The organism is Hyunsoonleella flava (genome assembly GCF_004310325.1).
GTDB lineage: Bacteria > Bacteroidota > Bacteroidia > Flavobacteriales > Flavobacteriaceae > Jejuia > Jejuia flava.
Window position 1 is genome coordinate 81,943 of sequence record NZ_SIRT01000014.1, and the last position, 18,715, is coordinate 100,657.

Here is an 18,715-nt window from a genome sequence, read left to right on the forward strand (position 1 = left end):
GCTTTAGTGGTTTTAAAAATTTGATTAATTCCCTTAAAAATAAAGAAAAAAAGTCGAGAATTAAATCTCTTGGAGATTATTTTACCTCGTCATAATGGTCATCCCATTCTTTAGGTTGCGGCTCATGAAGCTTATCTAAAGATTTTGCCACGAGCATAGATACCGTGGCATCGCCTGTTACATTAACCACAGTTCGGCCCATGTCCAGCGGTCTGTCTACCGCAAAAATTAGCGCAATTCCGATAGGTAATAGTTCCGCAGGAAACCCAACGGACTCCAATACAATAACCAACATAACAATACCTGCACTTGGCACAGCAGCACTACCTATTGAGGCTAAAACAGCAGTACCGATAATAACCAATTGGTTAGTGAAAGTTAATCCTTCCGGCCATAGTACTTGCATAATAAACACCGCAGCAATACCTTGGTACAAACTGGTTCCATCCATATTTACAGTAGCGCCTACAGGCAAAACAAAACCTGAGACTTCCTTATCTACTCCCAGATGCTCTTCTACGCGCTCCATAGTCACCGGCAATGTTGCAGCACTACTGCTGGTGGAAAACGCTAATAATTGTGCTGGACTAAGTTCTTTTAGAAACCAAATTGGTGATTTTTTTGCGATAACACTTACCAAAACTAAATAGACTATTATCATTGATATCAGCCCGCCAACTACACATAATGCATAATATAAGAGTTTTACAAGTATCTCGGTATCATCAAACGCAATAATAACATTTGCTAAAAGTGCAAAAACAGCATAAGGTGCAAAAAGCATAATTAAGTCTACCATTTTCATAACCACCTCGTTTAAAGAATCGAAGAAATTCACCAATGGTTTTGCCTTTTTCTCACCAATTAACAATAAACAAATGCCAACAAATAGGGCAAAAAATATGACTTGCAACATTGAAGCGTCTGCAAACGCTTTAAAAATATTACTTGGAAAAATATCTACCAAAGCTTGCAAAGGACCTGCATCTTTTTGTGCTGAAGCCTGAGCTATTCTATCAGTAACACCAGCATCATTTTCATACTTAAGTTTAATTTTTTCTAAAGTGTCCTGTGGCATTCCATTACCTGGCTTAACAACATTTACTATTGCCAAACCAATAATAACAGCTATTAAAGTAGTTGTCATATAAATACCAATGGTACGCAAACCCATTGATTTAATTTTTGAAATATCTTTTAAATCTGAAATCCCTTTGATTAAAGAAGCTAAGATTAATGGTACAGCGATTAGCTTTAGAAGGTTAATGAAAATAGTGCCAAAAGGGGAAATCCAATTAGTAACAATATCTTTTCCACCATCAATACCGTTCATTATAAAACCAAAAATGATTCCAAGAACCATTCCTATAATAATTTTCCAGTGTAATGCTAGTTTTTTCATATAATCCCTAATAACCTCTCAAAAAGAGAAGATACTTTATTAATTAATATTTAAGAGGCAATATAAGTATTTTTTGATGTTTTTCTTTTTTTTAGGTACAACCAAATTACTAGAATAATAATTTGAAAAAATGTAAAAACAATAATCCAAGCCTCTTCAAAACCATTATAACTGCCACCTCTAAAAGAATACCAATCAATGTCATTATAATCAGTATCAATATTACCATTACCAATATCAAAACAGTTATGATAAAATATGTATGTAACAAAATAGTCTCCCCAACTCGTTTGCTTTCCCCTAACTTTTTTAACCAAAACAGAAGGTGTTGTATCGCTTTCTCCAGAAAGTATAGTTATTTGTTTTACTACAGAATCCTTTCTGTAAATAACATAATCTGATGTAAAAGGATGTCGTATTGGCGGATAAGGGTTATAATTTTCTACCTTGGCAAAGGAAATGCGCTTTTCTTTTTCTTTAGAGTCTAAATCGAACTTTTCTCCTAGCTGAAGTTCTAAGAGCCTTGATTCCATTTTAGGGCTAAAATCAAAAATACGATCGGCGTTTTTAAGTTCATTACCAAGTTTAGTTTCATGGATGTTTTCTATAATTCCATTGACTCTTAAAAGATATTCCGTAACTAAGAAGTTAAAGGAAATCAGTACTAAAATGATAAAAATCCACTTTACTACTTTCATTAAATTAGGTTAGTTAAGATAATCGGATATTTTATTCAATATCTGCAAATTAAGGAACGTTCTAAAAAGAAAAAAAGTATAGCGAGACCGCTCTAGCAGAAATAATAGAATTTAAGAGTTTAACCAAAATTTTGCTGATAGTTTAGCCCCGATTGAAACGGCATCCTTTTTGGGAAGCCACAAATAACGAAGTATTTCTTAGAAAAAAGAGTTAGTATTAAATAGTTGAGACCCTGAAACGAGTTCGGGAAGCTTCGCAAAAAGATATAGTGGAAAGCGGGAATAGCTCCTTAAAAATCTAAGAATATATCTTATTAATTAAATAAAAATCAGCCAAAACCAAAGCAGCCATAGCTTCAACAATAGGTACCGCTCTTGGCACCACACAAGGATCGTGGCGCCCCTTACCTTGCATTTCTACGATTTCTCCTTTTTTATCTATGGTTTCGTATTTCTGAATTAAAGTCGCCACGGGTTTAAAGGCCACGTTAAAGTAAATATCCATACCATTGCTGATACCACCTTGTATACCACCAGAGTTGTTAGTTTTTGTAGAACCGTCTGTATTGAAAGCATCATTATGATCACTGCCGTACATGGTACTTCCATGGAAACCGCTACCATACTCAAAACCCTTAACCGCATTTATGGATAGCATTGCCTTACCTAAATCGGCATGCAGCTTATCAAAAACTGGTTCGCCTAAACCAGCTGGTACATTTTTAACAACGCAGCTAATGATGCCACCTACAGTATCTCCCTTACTTCGTACTTCCTTAATATATTGCTCCATTTTTGTCGCCATTTCTTGGTCTGGGCAACGGACAATGTTACTCTCAATTTTGGTTAAATCGAGTTCTGAATAAGGTTTGTCCAGCTTCATGGTACCAACGCCAGAAACATAGGCGTATATTTCTATACCTTTCAATACTTGTTTGGCAATTGCCCCAGCCACAACTCTACAAGCGGTTTCACGTGCTGAACTTCGCCCACCGCCTCTATAGTCGCGTGTGCCATATTTTTTATCGTATGTATAATCGGCATGACTCGGTCTATAACTATCCTTTATATGCGAATAGTCGTGAGATTTTTGATTGGTATTCTCAATTACAAAGCCTATCGGAGTTCCTGTAGTTTTACCCTCAAAAATACCTGAGTGAAATTTCACGCTATCTGGTTCTTTACGTTGTGTAACAATGGCTGATTGTCCTGGTTTACGGCGATTCATTTCATTTTGAATAGCATCCATATCCAGCTCAATACCTGGTGGGCAACCATCAATTACACCTCCCAAAGCGGGTCCGTGAGATTCACCATACGTCGTTATACTAAAGAGTTTTCCAAAGGAATTTCCAGCCATCTTGAAATTTTTTTGCTAAAATAAACTTTAGCCTTGAATTACGCTAATTTTTTAAGAACTGCAGCTTGTAAGAATTGATAACATTAACCTAACAATAACCTCATACTTTATTAATTAAATAGTAAACTTTACATAATACTAAAACTAGTTATTTGTAATGTGAAAAACCGCGAATTTACAAACTATTTATACCCCATTGAAAACAAAACGAAAAGTAGAAATTGCTGTAATCTCTGATGTACATTTAGGCACCTACGGCTGTCACGCCAAACAACTCCTCACCTACTTAAATAGTATCAATCCGAAGAAATTGATTCTAAACGGAGATATTATTGATATCTGGCAATTCAGTAAGCGTTATTTTCCTAAATCACATTTAAAAGTGATTAAGAAAATAATGGATTTTGCGGCAGATGGTGTTGAAGTATTTTATATTACAGGTAACCATGATGAGATGTTGCGTAAGTTTAGCGATACGTCTATTGGTAACATTTCAATTGTGGATAAAGTAGTTTTAGATTTAGATGGAAAGAAAGGCTGGTTCTTTCATGGTGATGTGTTTGATGTTTCCATACAAAATGCCAAATGGTTGGCGAAACTGGGTGGCTACGGCTACGATTTACTAATTCTCTTAAATAGACTTACTAATTGGATCCTCACCAAACTTGGAAAAGAGCGTTATTCGCTTTCTAAAAAAATCAAAAATGGCGTAAAAGGTGCCGTTAAATTTATGGCCGACTATGAAAAAACCATTACAGACTTGGCAATAGATAACGGTTACGATTATGTGGTTTGCGGACACATTCACCAACCCAAAATGGAGATTCGGGAGAACAAGCACGGTAAAACCATGTATTTAAATTCTGGTGATTGGGTGGAAAACTTTACAGCTTTGGAATATCAGTTTAAACGCTGGAAAATCTATAACTACAATAACGATAAACTTTCGCCCTTCATTGCAGATGAAGAGGTAAAAGAAATGGAAGTGAAAGATTTAATTGCGGCGATTACTATTGTTGATAAAGCTGCAAAAGCTAAATAATTATCTCTCGCAAAGGCGCTAAGTCGCAAAGGGTTTTTATAAACTAAAACTTAACTCCTGAATAAATAAGCGAATAGTGACTACTGTTCACTGAATACTGAACACTGCCTACTGAATCAGTGCTTCTTTTAAAATAGTTATGGGATGTTTCGCAATTCTTCCTGTACCATCTTTAATCTGATGTCTGCAACTTGTTCCATTTGCAGAAATAATTACGTTTTCCTTTGCTTTTCTTACGGCTGGAAATAAGGTTTGTTCACCTATTTGCATGCTGACTTCATAGTGTTCTTTTTCATACCCAAAACTTCCTGCCATTCCACAACAACCGCTAGGAATAATAGTAACTTTATAGTTTTTAGGAAGATTTAATACAGAAAAACTAGATAATTGGTTACTTAATGCCTTTTGGTGACAATGCCCATGAAATTTAATTTCCTTTGCCTCTAGGGAGAATTTATCTGAAGTGATATTGCCAAGTTCAATTTCTTGCTGAATAAATTCTTCAATCAAAAATGTGTGTTGAGCTATTTTTTCTGCGGAAACGTTATCGTCTGCTAGTTTCAAATATTCGTCTTTAAAGGTCAAAATTGCCGAAGGCTCAATACCGATAAGTGGGGTATCTTCAGAAATAACTTCCTTAAAAAATGAAACATTTTCTTTAGAAAGCGCTTTAGCTTCTTCTAAAAACCCTTTTGAAATAAAGGAACGTCCAGACTCTAAATGAGATACAGGAATAACCTTGTAATTTAGGGATTCTAATAAAATTATACAATCCGTTGCGATATCAGATTCTAAATAATTGATAAACTCGTCTACGTATAGATAAACTTTTTTTGTTGGATTAGCGTTTTTATTCTTTCGATATCCAGCATACTTAAATTTAAATGATCTTGTTACTTTTGGTAAACTTCTATCATTATGAATTACTAAAGAGGATTTAATCAAATTTGAAGTTATAGGATTTTGAGACAACCAATTATAAAACTTCGGCGCTCTTGAAGCTATTTTATTATACCTTGTGGCATTTGCAAAGAATTTACTCTTAAAGCTAAATCCGTTTGCTTTTTGATACTGATATTGAAATTCCGCTTTTAAACTCGCCACATCCACGCTGCTTGGACATTCGCTAGCACAGGCTTTACAGCTTAGGCATAAATCGAAAACCTCCTGCAATTCTGAATGGTTAAACTTATTCGCTTTATCAGAATTGGTTAAGTATTCTCGTAATGCATTTGCTCTAGCTCTTGTAGTATCCTTTTCGTTTCTAGTAGCACGATAACTTGGGCACATGGTACCTCCAAATTCTGGTAGTTTTCTGCAATCCCCACTCCCATTACATTTTTCAGCTTCTCGCAGAATTCCTTGAGATTTTGAAAAATCCAGCAAGGTTTCAATTTCTGGTTCTTTTCTTTCAGGAACATATCGCAAGGATTTATCCATGGGTAAGGCATCCACAATTTTTCCTGGATTAAAAATATTATCTGGATCAAATGTGTTCTTAATATGCTTTAAAAGTTCATAGTTACGCACTCCAATCATTAATGGAATAAACTCTGCACGAACAATACCATCTCCATGTTCGCCACTAAAAGAACCGCCGTATTTCTTTACTAGATGTGCAACATCGGTTGTGATTTTTCTAAATAAAGCTACACCTTCTTTTTTCTTTAAATTTAAAACGGGACGCAAATGTAATTCTCCAGCACCGGCGTGTGCATAATAAATAGCTTTCTGATCATAGTCTTTCATTAAATTTGTAAACTCAGAAATATAGTTTACCAAATCTGATAACCTTACCGCCGTATCCTCTATACATGCAGCCGATTTCTCATCGCCAATTATATTGCCCAATAACCCTAATCCCGCACTTCTTAAGTTGATGGCTTTATCTATTTCATCTCCAACCAATACAGGATTGGCATAACTTAAACCCGATGCATCTAGAGTTTTAACTAATGTTTCAGCCTGTTTTTCGGCTTCACTTAGGTCGTTTGACTTTACTTCACACATCAAAATAGCCTCAGGGTCGCCAACTAAAAACCTTCTATTTTCCTGTTGGGTTTTATTACGCTTTGTACAATCCAAAATGGTTTTATCCATCATTTCACAAGTGTACAAATTGTGTTGCATCACTGGAACTACAGCCTGCAAACATTTTTCTACAGTTTTAAAATGTGCTGCTACCATGATACTATATTCCGGAGGCAGATCATCAAGTTGTAAAGTAATTTCGGTAGTTATGGCTAATGTGCCTTCGCTACCAGAAATCAACTGACACATGTTAAAACTTGTTTCTTCTTCTGAAAAAATCTCACACTTTAATAATTCATCAATAGCATAACCTGTATTTCTCCTATGGATTTCTGGTTTAGGGAATTCTTTTTTTATGTCGTTTTGAACAGCTTCTTGTTTTAATGACTCATATAAGGCATGATAAATCTTGCCTTCTAAAGTTTTAAGCTTTGTCTTCTCGATAAAATCTTCCTTAGATAACGCTCCAAAATCAACTTGGTTACCATCGCTTAAAATAGTTTTTGATTTCAAAACCTTGTCGCGCGTTACACCATATTGAATTGAGGTTGTTCCAGAAGAATTATTACCTACCATACCTCCAATCATACAACGGTTGGAAGTTGATGTATTAGGTCCAAAAAACAAGCCATATGGCTTTAAATAATTATTTAGTTGATCTCTAACTACCCCAGGCTGCACAGTTACCGTTTTAGCCTGTTTGTCAAGGCTAATGATTTTAGTAAAATACCTAGACACATCAACTACAATTCCTTGTCCGACACATTGTCCTGCCAAAGAAGTGCCCGCAGTTCTTGGAATTAATGAGGTTTTGTGCTTTTTTGCAAACAACACCAATTTTTTAATATCACCTTCATTCTTAGGAAATGCTACGGCCAAAGGTAGCATGCGATACACAGAAGCATCCGTGGCATAAATTGCCTTAATTAAATCATCAAAAAGTAACTCTCCTGATAATTCTGATTTTAAGGATTTTAAGTTTTCCTGCATCTAAAGCGTCATTAATAAAATAAAAATGATAAATATAAATACAATTTTGGCGTTATTTTTGTAAAGTTGTTGAGAATAATACACAAAATCTATTTTGACACATAGATCGTATATTCATTAATCAAATAAAAACTAAAAACTTATGAAAAAATTATTCGTATTAGCAGTAGCCGTATTAGGATTTACTTTTACATCAAACGCACAGGAGATAGCTGAGAATGCTATTGGATTACGTTTGGGTGATAGCGATGGCTTTGGTGCCGAAATCTCTTATCAACGAGCATTGGGAGAAAACAACCGTTTAGAGCTAGATTTAGGTCTTAGATCGGGAAGTAACTTTGATGGTTTTAAACTAGCAGGTTTGTATCAGTGGGTATGGTTACTTGATGGTAACTTTAACTGGTATGCTGGTGTAGGAGGTGGTATCGCTTCTTATGATTTCGATAGAGTACCACAAGGGTTTGATGATGGTGACACCTTTGTTTTCGCTGCTGGCGATATTGGTATCGAATATAATTTTGACATACCTTTGCAACTTTCCTTAGATTTTAGACCAGAAATAGGTTTTGGCGAAGGTGTTTATAATAATGATGATTTAGATTTTGACATCGCTCTAGGTATCAGGTATCAATTCTAAAAAAATCTTTATTCAATGAAATTAAGAAGCACCCGTTTGGGTGCTTTTTTAGTTTTATAATAGACCATGAATGCACTATATTTGAAATGCTATTAACAATTAAAAAATGAAGATAATTAAATGGGGATTTATCGGTTGTGGTAGTGTCACCGAAGTTAAAAGTGGACCAGCATATCAATTAACACAAGGCTTTGAGGTTACAGCAGTAATGCGTAGAAATATAGAAAAGGCTGAAGATTATGCAAAACGCCACAATATCAAAACCTATTACAATAATGCAGATGACTTAATTAATGATGAAAATGTTGAAGCTATCTACATCGCTACGCCACCTGACAGTCATTTACAGTATGCCCTAAAAGTTGCTGAAGCTGGAAAGATATGCTGTATCGAAAAACCCCTAACACCTAATTACAAAGATAGTTTAAAGATTAAAAAAGCATTTGAGGCAAAAAGCTTACCCTTATTTGTTGCCTATTATAGGCGATCGTTACCTCGATTTTTAAAAGTAAAATCTTGGATTGACGATAATTTAATTGGAGAAATAAGACATATCAATTGGATATTTTCCAAACCTCCAAATGATTTAGATCTCAATAAAACATACAATTGGCGAACGGATGCTAAAATTGCTCCTGGTGGCTATTTTGACGATTTAGCCAGCCATGGTCTAGATTTATTCTCATTTTTGCTAGGTAATTTTATTGACACAACTGGTGTTTGTAAAAACCAGCAAGGGCTTTATGATGCCTATGATGCCATTACTGCAAACTGGATTCATGAAAATGGTATTACCGGATCTGGAAGTTGGCATTTTGGAAGTAAAGACCGTATGGATGAAGTTGTTATTATAGGAAGTAAAGGACATATTAAATTTTCAGTGTTCCTTGAAAACCCTATTCAACTTAAAAATAATACTACCGAGGAGTGTTTGACTATAGAACATCCAAAACATATACAACTATACCATGTTAAAGGCATGAGAGACGAACTGGTTTTAAACAACTTCAAGCATCCTTCCACAGGAAAAACCGCTACACATACAAGTTGGGTGATGGACAAAATTTTAGGTAAACTTTAATTGTTAATAAGCTAACTAATAGAGGTATTTAAAGTTTCATATATCAATTTATAGGAACTTTTATTTATCTTGACGGAAAATATATTCTAAATTATTTCATGAAATCCATCAAAATTACCGTTTGTCTTTTTTGCGCTGTATTATTTACACTTAACTGCAAATCTAAAGAAATCCAAAAAAAAGATGCACAGTCCAAATTAAAAGCACTAATCATAGATGGTGAAAGCGGTCATGGTATTTGGCCAAAAAGCACATTCATGATTAAAAGCTATCTTGAAGAAACAGGACTTTTCGATGTAGATGTTGCACGAAAAAAATACCTTTGGATTGGTCCTCATCACAATAAAGTAGAAGAAACAGATGATATTAAAGAACTTTTAAATATATATCCTTTTGAAGATGGTATCGAAAGAATTGTGTTGGATTCTACCAGATATGATCCAAGTTTTAGCCCAGATTTTAAAAAATATGATGTCATAGTCAATAATCTAGGGTGGAAATCTTCTGAATGGCCAAAAGACACAAAACAGCGTTTTGAAGATTACATGAAAAATGGCGGTGGATTAGTAATTGTGCATAGTGCCAATAATGCTTGGGGGCAATGGGAAGAATACAATAAAATGATAGGTCTTGGCGGTTGGGGCGGAAGAACTATAGAATCTGGCCCCTATGTTTACTTCAATAAAAATGATGAACTAATAAAAGATCCCGCTGAAGGTCCTTGCGCTACCCATGGTCCACAGCACAACTACATTGTTAAAACTAGAGCTCCAGAACACCCAATAATGAAAGGCTTGCCAAAAGAATGGTTACATAATAAAGATGAACTTTATGAACGCATGAGAGGTCCTGCAGAAAACATGACTATTTTGGCTACAGCATATTCAGATTCCAAACACGGTAAAAGAATGACCGATAGACATGAACCCCTTTTGATGACTATAGAGTATGGTAAAGGGAGAACCTTTCATACAGCACTTGGACATATGGACTATTCTATGGAATGTGCAGGCTTTATCACAACCTTACAGCGCGGTGCAGAATGGGCGGCTACGGGAGAAGTAACACAAGCCATACCTGAAGATTTTCCAACAACTGAAAACACAAGCATTAGAAAGTGGCGTTTAAACTGACAAAATGCTTTACAAATAATTCATTGGGTATTACAACATCACACTAGTTATAATTTGAAACACAAATAAGATTAATGCATTTCAAAACATAACAAATAATTAATGGTTTTACAGATTTTACCCAATTTAACTTCATTTAACATTTTGAATTAAAATATAATTGGTTTAATACTTAACTTTAGCCAAACTAATTGACAAACAGTTAACATTTCATTAATTTCAAAAACGTTTTATGAAGACAAATTCTATCTGGCGGTTAAAGGCAATTTTAGTGCTTTTAGTTGCTATTTTCGTAATGCCCCTTAATGTTGATGCTCAAAACAGGAGAAAAGACAAGAAAAAGAAAAACAAAACCGAAGCACCAGCTCCTGCCAAAAAACCATCAAAAAAGAAAACTGTTGCTTCGCTAACTAAATCCAGTAAAAAGCTTGAAGGCCTTTTCACGCTATACCAAGACACCATTACTGGGTCTCTTCAGATGCTAATTTCAGAAGATGATATTGGTAAAGAATATATTCATTTTGCACAGATTGCAGATGGCGTACTTGACGCTGGCAGATTTAGAGGGGCTTACAACCCAACCCAGGTTATCAAAATAAATAAGCATTTCAATAAAATAGAGTTTGTAAAACAAAATACATCATTCTATTTTGATCCTGACAATGCGCTTTCCAAAGCTAAAGACGCAAATATTTCTCATGGAAATATTGCCAGTTTAAAAATTGAAGCAAGCGATGACAAAAAAGGAACTTACCTGGTAAAAGTTGATGACTTATTCCTGAAGGAAACATTCGGGCAAATAAAACCACCAAGGTTTCCTGGTAGCTCCCCAACGTCCTTTTCACTTGGTAATTTAGATAAAAACAAAACCAAAATAAATTCCATCAAGAACTACCCTGACAATATTAATATCACGTCTGAGTATGTATACTCAAAACCCTCTGTTTTAAATGGTGGATCTAATGCCGTAACTGATGGTAGAAACGTTAGCATTAAAGTAAACCACAGTTTAATAGCAATGCCAGACAACGATTATGAGGTTAGGTTTGATGATCCTCGTGTGGGCTATTTTACAAGACAAGTTGAAGATCAAACAAGTACAAGTAGCACACCATATAGAGATTTGATCCACAGATGGCATCTTAAGAAAAAAGATCCTAATGCTGAAATCTCTGAACCGGTGGAACCCATAACTTGGTGGATTGAAAATACGACGCCTGTTGAATGGAGAGAAACTATTAAAAATGGGGTTTTACAATGGAATAAAGCCTTTGAAAAAGCTGGATTTAAGAATGCAATGGTTGTGAAGGTACAGCCTGATGATGCCGAATGGGATGCTGGTGATATTAGATATAATGTTCTACGTTGGACCTCATCTCCTCGTCCACCCTTTGGAGGCTACGGCCCTAGTTTTGTAAACCCAAGAACTGGACAAATATTAGGAGCAGATATCATGTTAGAATATGTTCATTTTACCAACAGGGTACTTTATGATAAAATCTATAATAACGTAGGGATGTCACTTGAAGAAGATTACAAATATTGCAGTCTTGGTCATGAAACACATCAAGAACTTATGTTCGCTAATGCTGTGGTTGCTGCTACAGGAGCATCCGATTTGGAAATGGAGCGCATCAAAAAAGAATCCATGACGGCATTGATAATGCATGAGGTTGGGCATACTTTAGGCTTAAACCATAATATGAAAGCAAGTCAGCTTTTCTCAAGAGAGCAATTAAACGACGCTGATTTTATTGAAGGCAAATGTTTAACAGCTTCAGTAATGGATTATGCTGCTTTAAATATCACAAAAGATAGAAGTAAACAGGGACAATATGATGATGTTGCTGTAGGACCTTACGATGTGTGGGCTATTCAGCTTGGATATACGCCCTTTGCTTCAGAAAATGAAAGACAGGCATTATTAAACGAGTCTACAAAACCTGAACATATTTTTGGGAATGATGCCGATGATATGCGTAGCCCTGGAAAAGCTATTGACCCTAGAGTTAATGTATCAGACCAATCCAATGAGCAAATTGATTGGGCTATAGATAGAATTCAATTATCTGACCAACTTCTAAAAGATGCCAAAACTAATTTTTCAAAAGAAGGAGATTTTTATGAGGAATTAAAACGGGTATACTATGTTTTATCTGGACAACAAGGTAGTGCGGCCAATACGATTTCAAGATTTATCGGGGGTGTTTATGTTGACAGAGCTATGGCAGGCCAAAATGGAGCAACCAAACCTTATACACCCGTGAGTCTTGAAGATCAGAAAAAGGCAATGAACGCATTAAGTAAATATGTGTTTGCACCTGATGCGTTTGATGCACCCAATGATTTATATAATTATTTAGCAAGTCAACGTAGAGGTTTTAATTTTAGATCTCCTGAGGATCCAAAAATCCATAGTCGCGTTTTAGGAATGCAAAAACGTGTTTTAAGTCATTTATTACATTACAACACATTGCAAAGAATAACTGATTCTGAACTATATGGTAATGCATACAAATTATCGTCCATGATGACTGACTTAAATAATGCTATTTTCAAAGCTGATATTTATGGGAGTGTTAATACTTTTAGACGGAACTTACAATTGGAGTATACAGAGATGTTGCTAGAAATGATTACAGGTAAAACAAGCTCGAGATACGCCCATAATGCGAAATCTATGGCACTTTATAATTTAAAACGTATCAGAACTATGGCTGCACCTTCTGGAAACATCGCATCCAGAGCACATAAAGAGCATCTAAGAACACTAATAGATAATGGATTGAAAGAATTGAAATAAATAACATTAGATTCCCATTTCCACAGGAATGGCAGCTCCAAATGAATTCCTCAACGCTTTGCTCGAGGAATTCATTTCAATTAAAAAAGCTACTTCAAATGAAGTAGCTTTTTTAGTAGTGGTTAATGTTTCTTTTTAGGGACAAGGAATTGTTTACTTTATGTTTCATGAACCATCGCTTTATACAATACAAAACCTATGCCAAAATATCGAATTTAATCTACGAGTATTCAGGAATTTTACCTTTAACGCCTTTATAGAAAGCTCGTAAATGCTTAAAATCAGATGCAACATCATCGGTAGGATAGAATGGTTTTGAAAACGTGTTTTTCTTGTTTTCAAAATCTAGAGTAAACATCACGATAGGAACTTCAGCTTCTTTTGCTATATAATAGAATCCGGTTCTCCATTTATCTACTTTTTTTCTTGTACCCTCAGGAGCTAAAGCCATTCTAAAGGTTTCGTTTTCCTTGAATAATTGAGCAATTGCCTTTACTTTGTTTTGACTGTTTTGACGGTTAATTGGTCTTCCTCCTAAAGCTCTAAAAAAGTAACCAAAAGGAAAAATGAACAATTCTTTTTTACCAATAAAATTCACCTTAACACCTAATACCGCACGCACTAAAACACCTATATAGAAATCGTGCCAGCTGGTATGTGGTGCCGCAATAATAATGGCTTTTTTTAAGTCGTTTTGAAGAATGTCGTAATGTCCATCAACCTGCCAGCCCAATAACGTGTGGTAGATAAATTTTGCCAGCTGTTGTCGCATATTACATTTTTAGGTAGAGTTCCTTAAGCTTTTTGGATGTAATTGTCTTTTTCCAATTTTTCCCAATGGCATTTTCCCATAACGGCTCTAGACTTAAAGCAACGTTTATCATGGTTTCTAAATCCTTGTCGCTCAAATCACGACAAATACCTGTTGGCAATGTAATGTCATGTTTGTCCAACATCTTTTTAAATAACTTTACATCCTTTGGATAAAATTCCTCCAAATAGTTAAATACGATGCAGTTACCGATGCCGTGTTTTGTCCCTAGCAAATATGATAATCCATAGCTCATAGCATGCGCTACACCAACTTGTGAATAGGCTATGCTCATACCTCCATGCCATGAGGCCATCATAAGTTTGTCCTGAGCATCTTTTTTAGTGAGACTACCATCGAGATAAATCTCTTTACAAATCTGGTAGGCCATATCACCATAAGTTTTGCTAAAAGCGTTTAAGTATGTCCCATTTAATGATTCAACACTATGGATAAAACAATCCATCCCAGTATAAAACCATTGTTGTTTTGGCACACCCTTCGTTAACTCAGGGTCTAAAACTACTTGATCGAAAGGCGTGTAATCTGAATTAATACCTAATTTACGGGTTGGTCCTGTTAAAACCGTGGTTCTAGAAACCTCAGCACCTGTTCCAGAAATCGTTGGAATACCTACGTGGTACACTGCTTTGTGTTTAACCAAATCCCATCCTTGGTAATCTTCAGAACTACCTTCGTTATTTAGCATAATAGCTACTGCCTTGGCTAAATCTAAAATTGAGCCGCCCCCTATACCAATAATTCCCGACGGGCGCTCTTTTGAGGTCAAAATGATATCCTCAACCAACTCATCTACCTGAGATGTTTTTGGTTCCTCGATAGTAGAAACATATATTATTTTATCGTCGTAAGCAATTGGGATTCTAGATGTTATATTTATTTCAGTTCTAAATACGTCATCTACTAAATATACAAAAGGGGCTTGGTTGTTTAAGCGATTTGGAGCCAACAATTCACCTAACTGATTGAAACTACCTCTGCCAAAAATTACTCTTGGCACCATTGGAAAGTTCTTATAACTCATGCAGTGTCTTTTCTTTTACAAAATGTAAAAATAGTATTATTTTATTTTTACTTCATTAAAATATCTTGAAACTTCAACATCCATCACTATTTCACCCTTAAGGCACTAATTTTAACAGCTCTCGTAAAGTTTGTATGGTTTTGTATTGTTTCCCGTTAGTTTCTTTTTCTGTAACCATTTCGTGCGCCCAGGTGGTATGAAACGGCACATGAATAGCTTTAGCTTCAATATTTACCAAAGGCAAAATATCTGATTTTAAGGAGTTTCCTATCATCAAAAATTCTGAAGGGTTAATATCCAAATGATTCAAAAGCTTACTGTAATTGGCTTCTTTCTTATCGCTTAACACTTCAATATGATGAAAATAAGATGTTAATCCAGACTTCTCCAATTTCCGCTCTTGATCCAGCAAATCGCCTTTTGTGGCAAGAATAAGTCTGTATTTCTTTGACAATTTTTCCAAGACTTCCTCAACCCCATCTAGCAATTCTACCGGCTCATTCAACATGTTTTTGCCTATGTTTAAAATTTTCTGAATTTTTTCATTTGAAATGGTATAATTTGAAAGTTCAAGTGCACACTCAACCATAGAAAGCGTAAAGGCCTTAACACCATAACCGTAAAGTGGTAAATTACCAATTTCCATTTTAAACAATTCTTGATCTATCTTATTAGGGGTTTCAAACTCCGATAATAATTTAGCAAACTCTTCCTCTGCCTTCCTAAAATAGGTTTCGTTTACCCATAAGGTATCATCGGCATCAAATCCAATTACTTTTATGCCACTATAATCTATTTCCATAGTTTCTTTGCGCGTTCTAAATCTTCGGGCGTATCAATTTCGACACCTTCAACTGAGGTTTCTACCATTTTAATACGTTTGCCATACTCCAAATACCTTAGTTGCTCTAGTTTTTCTGATGCTTCTAAAGTTAACATTGGCAAACGATAAAAATCTAAAAGCGCTTCTTTTCTAAAGGCATAAACACCCTTATGCTTGTAATATTTTACATTTACACTTTCATCTCTTGGATATGGAATTGGGCTTCTCGAAAAGTATAGTGCAAAATTGAAATTATCCAAAACCACCTTCACCGTGTTTGGGTTATTAATCTCATTTTTATCAGCGATATGCACCATTAATGACGCCAAATCTACCTGATTCTCTGGATCGTTTTTAAAAACCTCAATCAATTTGCTTAAAGATTCTGTATCTGTAAATGGTTCGTCTCCTTGAACATTGACTACCACATCAACATCTAAATTTTCAACAGCCTCGGCAATCCTGTCACTACCACACTCATGCTCTTTTTTGCTCATCATCACCTTTCCGCCATTCCTAGAAATTTCATTATAAATAATATCACTATCAGTTACTACAATAACATCATCAAACAGTTTGGTAGCCACAGTAGCTTCGTAAGTACGAAGAATTACCGTTTTACCATTTAAATCCTGCATAAGTTTCCCAGGAAATCGAGAGGCACTGTAACGTGCTGGTATCATTGAAATTATTTTCATTTACTTACTGGAATTTAAATTCAAAAATACCAAATATTTATGCAACTGTGTCTTTCTTCTTTGTGAATCGTCGGTAAATTTTGAAAATGATAAAAAGAATAATAACAACCAAAATGACCGCTATAATCGGAGCAAAAACAGAAAGCGCGGACATTACTATAGACGTACCTGTTTCAAGAGTTGACACTACAGGATTTGCAATACCTCCTGTAGTGGCAGTAGATGCCAATCTTGTTGTGCTAGAAGACCCTGCAACTGCTGCTGCCGTTCCTCCTCCCGCTATTATTGCCAATGCCCAAGTGGTAACGGGACTCAAATCTGCTACCGTAGAAAGCATAACCGCTGTTCCTGCAATAGCTGCCAACGGTACTGCAATACTATCCAATAAATTATCAACATAAGGAATAAAATAGGCGAAAATCTCAACTAAGGTAGCAACACCCAAAGTGATAAGTGCGGGCATGCTTCCTACCCATTCCCAAGAGTCATTAAGTTGCCAAACATCAAAATATGCCGCCAAACTTAATGCAAAAAGCGGTACAAAAACCCGAAATCCTACAGAAGCGGACAAGCCTATACCTAAGCAAATACTAATTATTGTTTCTGGTGTCATTTCAATTTAAATTAGGCTTCAAAAAAATCATCTTTAAAACCAATAAGATACAATTTTTCTTTGGCTCTTGTTACTGCTGTGTAGAGCCATCTCATATAATCAATATCTATACCATTTGGCAAATAGGGTTGCTCTACAAATACAGTATGCCACTGCCCACCTTGAGATTTATGGCAAGTAACAGCATACGAAAACTTAACCTGCAATGCATTAAAGTGCTTGTTATTCTTCACTTTTAAAAATTTCTTATAATTGCTGGTTTCATCTTCAAAATCTTTCATCACTTCTTGATAAAGACGATTGGACTCGTCGTAAGACAATGAAGGAGTCTCAGCATGAATGGTATCCAATAACAATACCGTTTCAAAAGGACGCATCCTTGGATAATCTACCATACGCACTTTTACTTCCGCGAAGCGAAAACCATACAACTCTATAATACTGAAGATTTCCAGTACTTCAATAATATCACCATTGGCAATAAATCCAGCCTCAGTAGTAGGTTTAATCCAAAAATAATTGTTTTTAACTACCATTAGGTAATCTCCAGCTGTTAATTCGTTTTCATTAAACAAAATTCTACTTCTAATTTGCTGGTTGTAAATATTTGCCCGTTTGTTGCTTCTTACAATTATAGCCGTTTCTTCATTTCCCAGGGTACTATAGGCGTCATTAATGGCATCCATAATTTCATAACCATCCACTAGTCTTACAATGTCGTTAAAACCATCTAAATCAAACTTAAAAGCATCAAAAAAATTACTAGACATGGTCTCTCTTAGCAATGTGGCATTTGCCAAAATACCAGAATCTTGTTCTTGACGCACTACCTGATCTAATTCCATTTTAGTAACTTCCTTATTGTAATTCAAAGCAAGTTTGTTTTCATCTAAAGCAGGACTAATATCCAACTTAACGGGCGGTAACTGTGCAGTATCGCCTATGAGCAATAATTTACATCGAAATCCAGAATATACATATTGCATTAAATCATCTAAAAGCGAACCGTTTTCGAAGAGTTTTGAATCTCCCGGTGTATCAGGAATCATAGATGCTTCGTCTACAATAAACACAGTATTTTTATGCTTATTGGGCTGCAATACAAACTTCACACCTCCACCAGAATTTTTCTTAGGAAAATAAATTTTTTTGTGAATGGTAAATGCTTCTTTTTTAGAATAATTGGAAATTACCTTAGCCGCACGACCGGTTGGTGCCAGTAATACCGCACTCATTTTTGCTTTCCATAAATTATTAACAATGGTGCTTACTATGGTGGTTTTTCCCGTACCTGCATATCCCTTGAGCAAATAAACAGCATTGGGTGTTTTGCTAAATATAAATTGAGCGAGTTGCTGTATTACAATATCTTGCTTTACCGTAGGCTGAAATGGAAATTGTTGCTTTACAAGAGAATAAAATTCAGCTGAAGTCATTTAAGTGCAAGACGATTTAGAAATTAATCAAATATAGAAATGATTTTTATTAAGATAGTTTTAACCATAAAAAAAAAATTGTAGATTTGCGAAAGACCATTATTAAACTTGT

Annotated in this window: 15 protein-coding genes; 5 read left to right on the top strand and 10 right to left on the bottom strand. The window is 35.3% G+C overall.

What is annotated here, in order from left to right; genetic code table 11:
• Positions 1–76: 76 nt before the first annotated feature.
• From EYD45_RS14380 to aroC, 3 genes are all read right to left on the bottom strand, one after another.
• Positions 77–1,402 carry a dicarboxylate/amino acid:cation symporter gene (locus EYD45_RS14380; RefSeq protein ID WP_130965260.1) on the bottom strand — a complete coding sequence of 442 codons (1,326 nt, stop codon included), beginning with the start codon at positions 1,400–1,402 and terminating at the stop codon, positions 77–79.
• Positions 1,403–1,452: 50 nt separating this feature from the next.
• Positions 1,453–2,100, bottom strand: a complete 648-nt coding sequence (locus EYD45_RS14385) for a hypothetical protein (protein WP_130965261.1) — start codon at positions 2,098–2,100, stop codon at positions 1,453–1,455.
• A gap of 298 nt (positions 2,101–2,398) precedes the next feature.
• On the bottom strand, positions 2,399–3,460 hold the full coding sequence (aroC, locus tag EYD45_RS14390; RefSeq protein ID WP_130965262.1) for a chorismate synthase: 1,062 nt from the start codon (positions 3,458–3,460) through the stop codon (positions 2,399–2,401).
• Between the two features lie 196 nt (positions 3,461–3,656).
• Between aroC and EYD45_RS14395 the strand changes: the two genes are divergently transcribed.
• Positions 3,657–4,502, top strand: a complete 846-nt coding sequence (locus tag EYD45_RS14395) for a UDP-2,3-diacylglucosamine diphosphatase (RefSeq protein WP_130965263.1) — start codon at positions 3,657–3,659, stop codon at positions 4,500–4,502.
• A 108-nt stretch (positions 4,503–4,610) separates the two neighbouring features.
• Here EYD45_RS14395 and EYD45_RS14400 read toward each other — a convergent pair whose 3' ends face one another.
• Positions 4,611–7,523, bottom strand: a complete 2,913-nt coding sequence (locus EYD45_RS14400; RefSeq protein ID WP_130965264.1) for an FAD-binding and (Fe-S)-binding domain-containing protein — start codon at positions 7,521–7,523, stop codon at positions 4,611–4,613.
• A 142-nt stretch (positions 7,524–7,665) separates the two neighbouring features.
• On the opposite strand from EYD45_RS14400, the gene EYD45_RS14405 reads away from it, so the two are divergent.
• The 4 genes from EYD45_RS14405 (at position 7,666) to EYD45_RS14420 (ending at position 13,177) form a co-directional block, all read left to right on the top strand.
• Positions 7,666–8,160, top strand: coding sequence for a hypothetical protein (locus EYD45_RS14405; RefSeq protein ID WP_130965265.1), 495 nt, complete (start codon positions 7,666–7,668; stop codon positions 8,158–8,160).
• A gap of 106 nt (positions 8,161–8,266) precedes the next feature.
• A complete protein-coding gene (locus tag EYD45_RS14410) occupies positions 8,267–9,241 on the top strand; it encodes a Gfo/Idh/MocA family protein (RefSeq protein WP_130965266.1) in 975 nt (324 codons plus the stop codon).
• A gap of 98 nt (positions 9,242–9,339) precedes the next feature.
• Positions 9,340–10,374: a ThuA domain-containing protein gene (locus EYD45_RS14415; RefSeq protein WP_130965267.1), complete on the top strand. Its 1,035-nt coding sequence runs from the start codon at positions 9,340–9,342 to the stop codon at positions 10,372–10,374.
• Positions 10,375–10,606: 232 nt separating this feature from the next.
• The gene (locus EYD45_RS14420; protein ID WP_130965268.1) at positions 10,607–13,177 is read left to right on the top strand and encodes a zinc-dependent metalloprotease; all 2,571 of its coding nucleotides are present in this window, start codon (positions 10,607–10,609) and stop codon (positions 13,175–13,177) included.
• 220 nt (positions 13,178–13,397) lie between these two features.
• Here the strand turns inward: EYD45_RS14420 and EYD45_RS14425 are convergent, their stop codons facing one another.
• From EYD45_RS14425 to EYD45_RS14450, 6 genes are all read right to left on the bottom strand, one after another.
• Positions 13,398–13,949, bottom strand: coding sequence for a 1-acyl-sn-glycerol-3-phosphate acyltransferase (locus tag EYD45_RS14425; protein WP_130965269.1), 552 nt, complete (start codon positions 13,947–13,949; stop codon positions 13,398–13,400).
• A 1-nt stretch (position 13,950) separates the two neighbouring features.
• Positions 13,951–15,033 carry an iron-containing alcohol dehydrogenase family protein gene (locus EYD45_RS14430; RefSeq protein ID WP_233702665.1) on the bottom strand — a complete coding sequence of 361 codons (1,083 nt, stop codon included), beginning with the start codon at positions 15,031–15,033 and terminating at the stop codon, positions 13,951–13,953.
• A 97-nt stretch (positions 15,034–15,130) separates the two neighbouring features.
• Positions 15,131–15,835 (bottom strand): HAD family hydrolase, encoded by a 705-nt coding sequence (locus EYD45_RS14435; RefSeq protein ID WP_130965270.1) that lies wholly within the window; start codon positions 15,833–15,835, stop codon positions 15,131–15,133.
• Positions 15,826–16,554, bottom strand: a complete 729-nt coding sequence (kdsB, locus tag EYD45_RS14440; RefSeq protein WP_130965271.1) for a 3-deoxy-manno-octulosonate cytidylyltransferase — start codon at positions 16,552–16,554, stop codon at positions 15,826–15,828. The genes EYD45_RS14435 and kdsB overlap by 10 nt, the downstream gene beginning before the upstream one ends.
• 37 nt (positions 16,555–16,591) lie before the next feature.
• Positions 16,592–17,167 carry a DUF4126 domain-containing protein gene (locus EYD45_RS14445; RefSeq protein WP_130965272.1) on the bottom strand — a complete coding sequence of 192 codons (576 nt, stop codon included), beginning with the start codon at positions 17,165–17,167 and terminating at the stop codon, positions 16,592–16,594.
• Between the two features lie 11 nt (positions 17,168–17,178).
• Positions 17,179–18,603 carry an ATP-dependent DNA helicase gene (locus tag EYD45_RS14450; protein WP_130965273.1) on the bottom strand — a complete coding sequence of 475 codons (1,425 nt, stop codon included), beginning with the start codon at positions 18,601–18,603 and terminating at the stop codon, positions 17,179–17,181.
• Between the last annotated feature and the right edge of the window lie 112 nt (positions 18,604–18,715).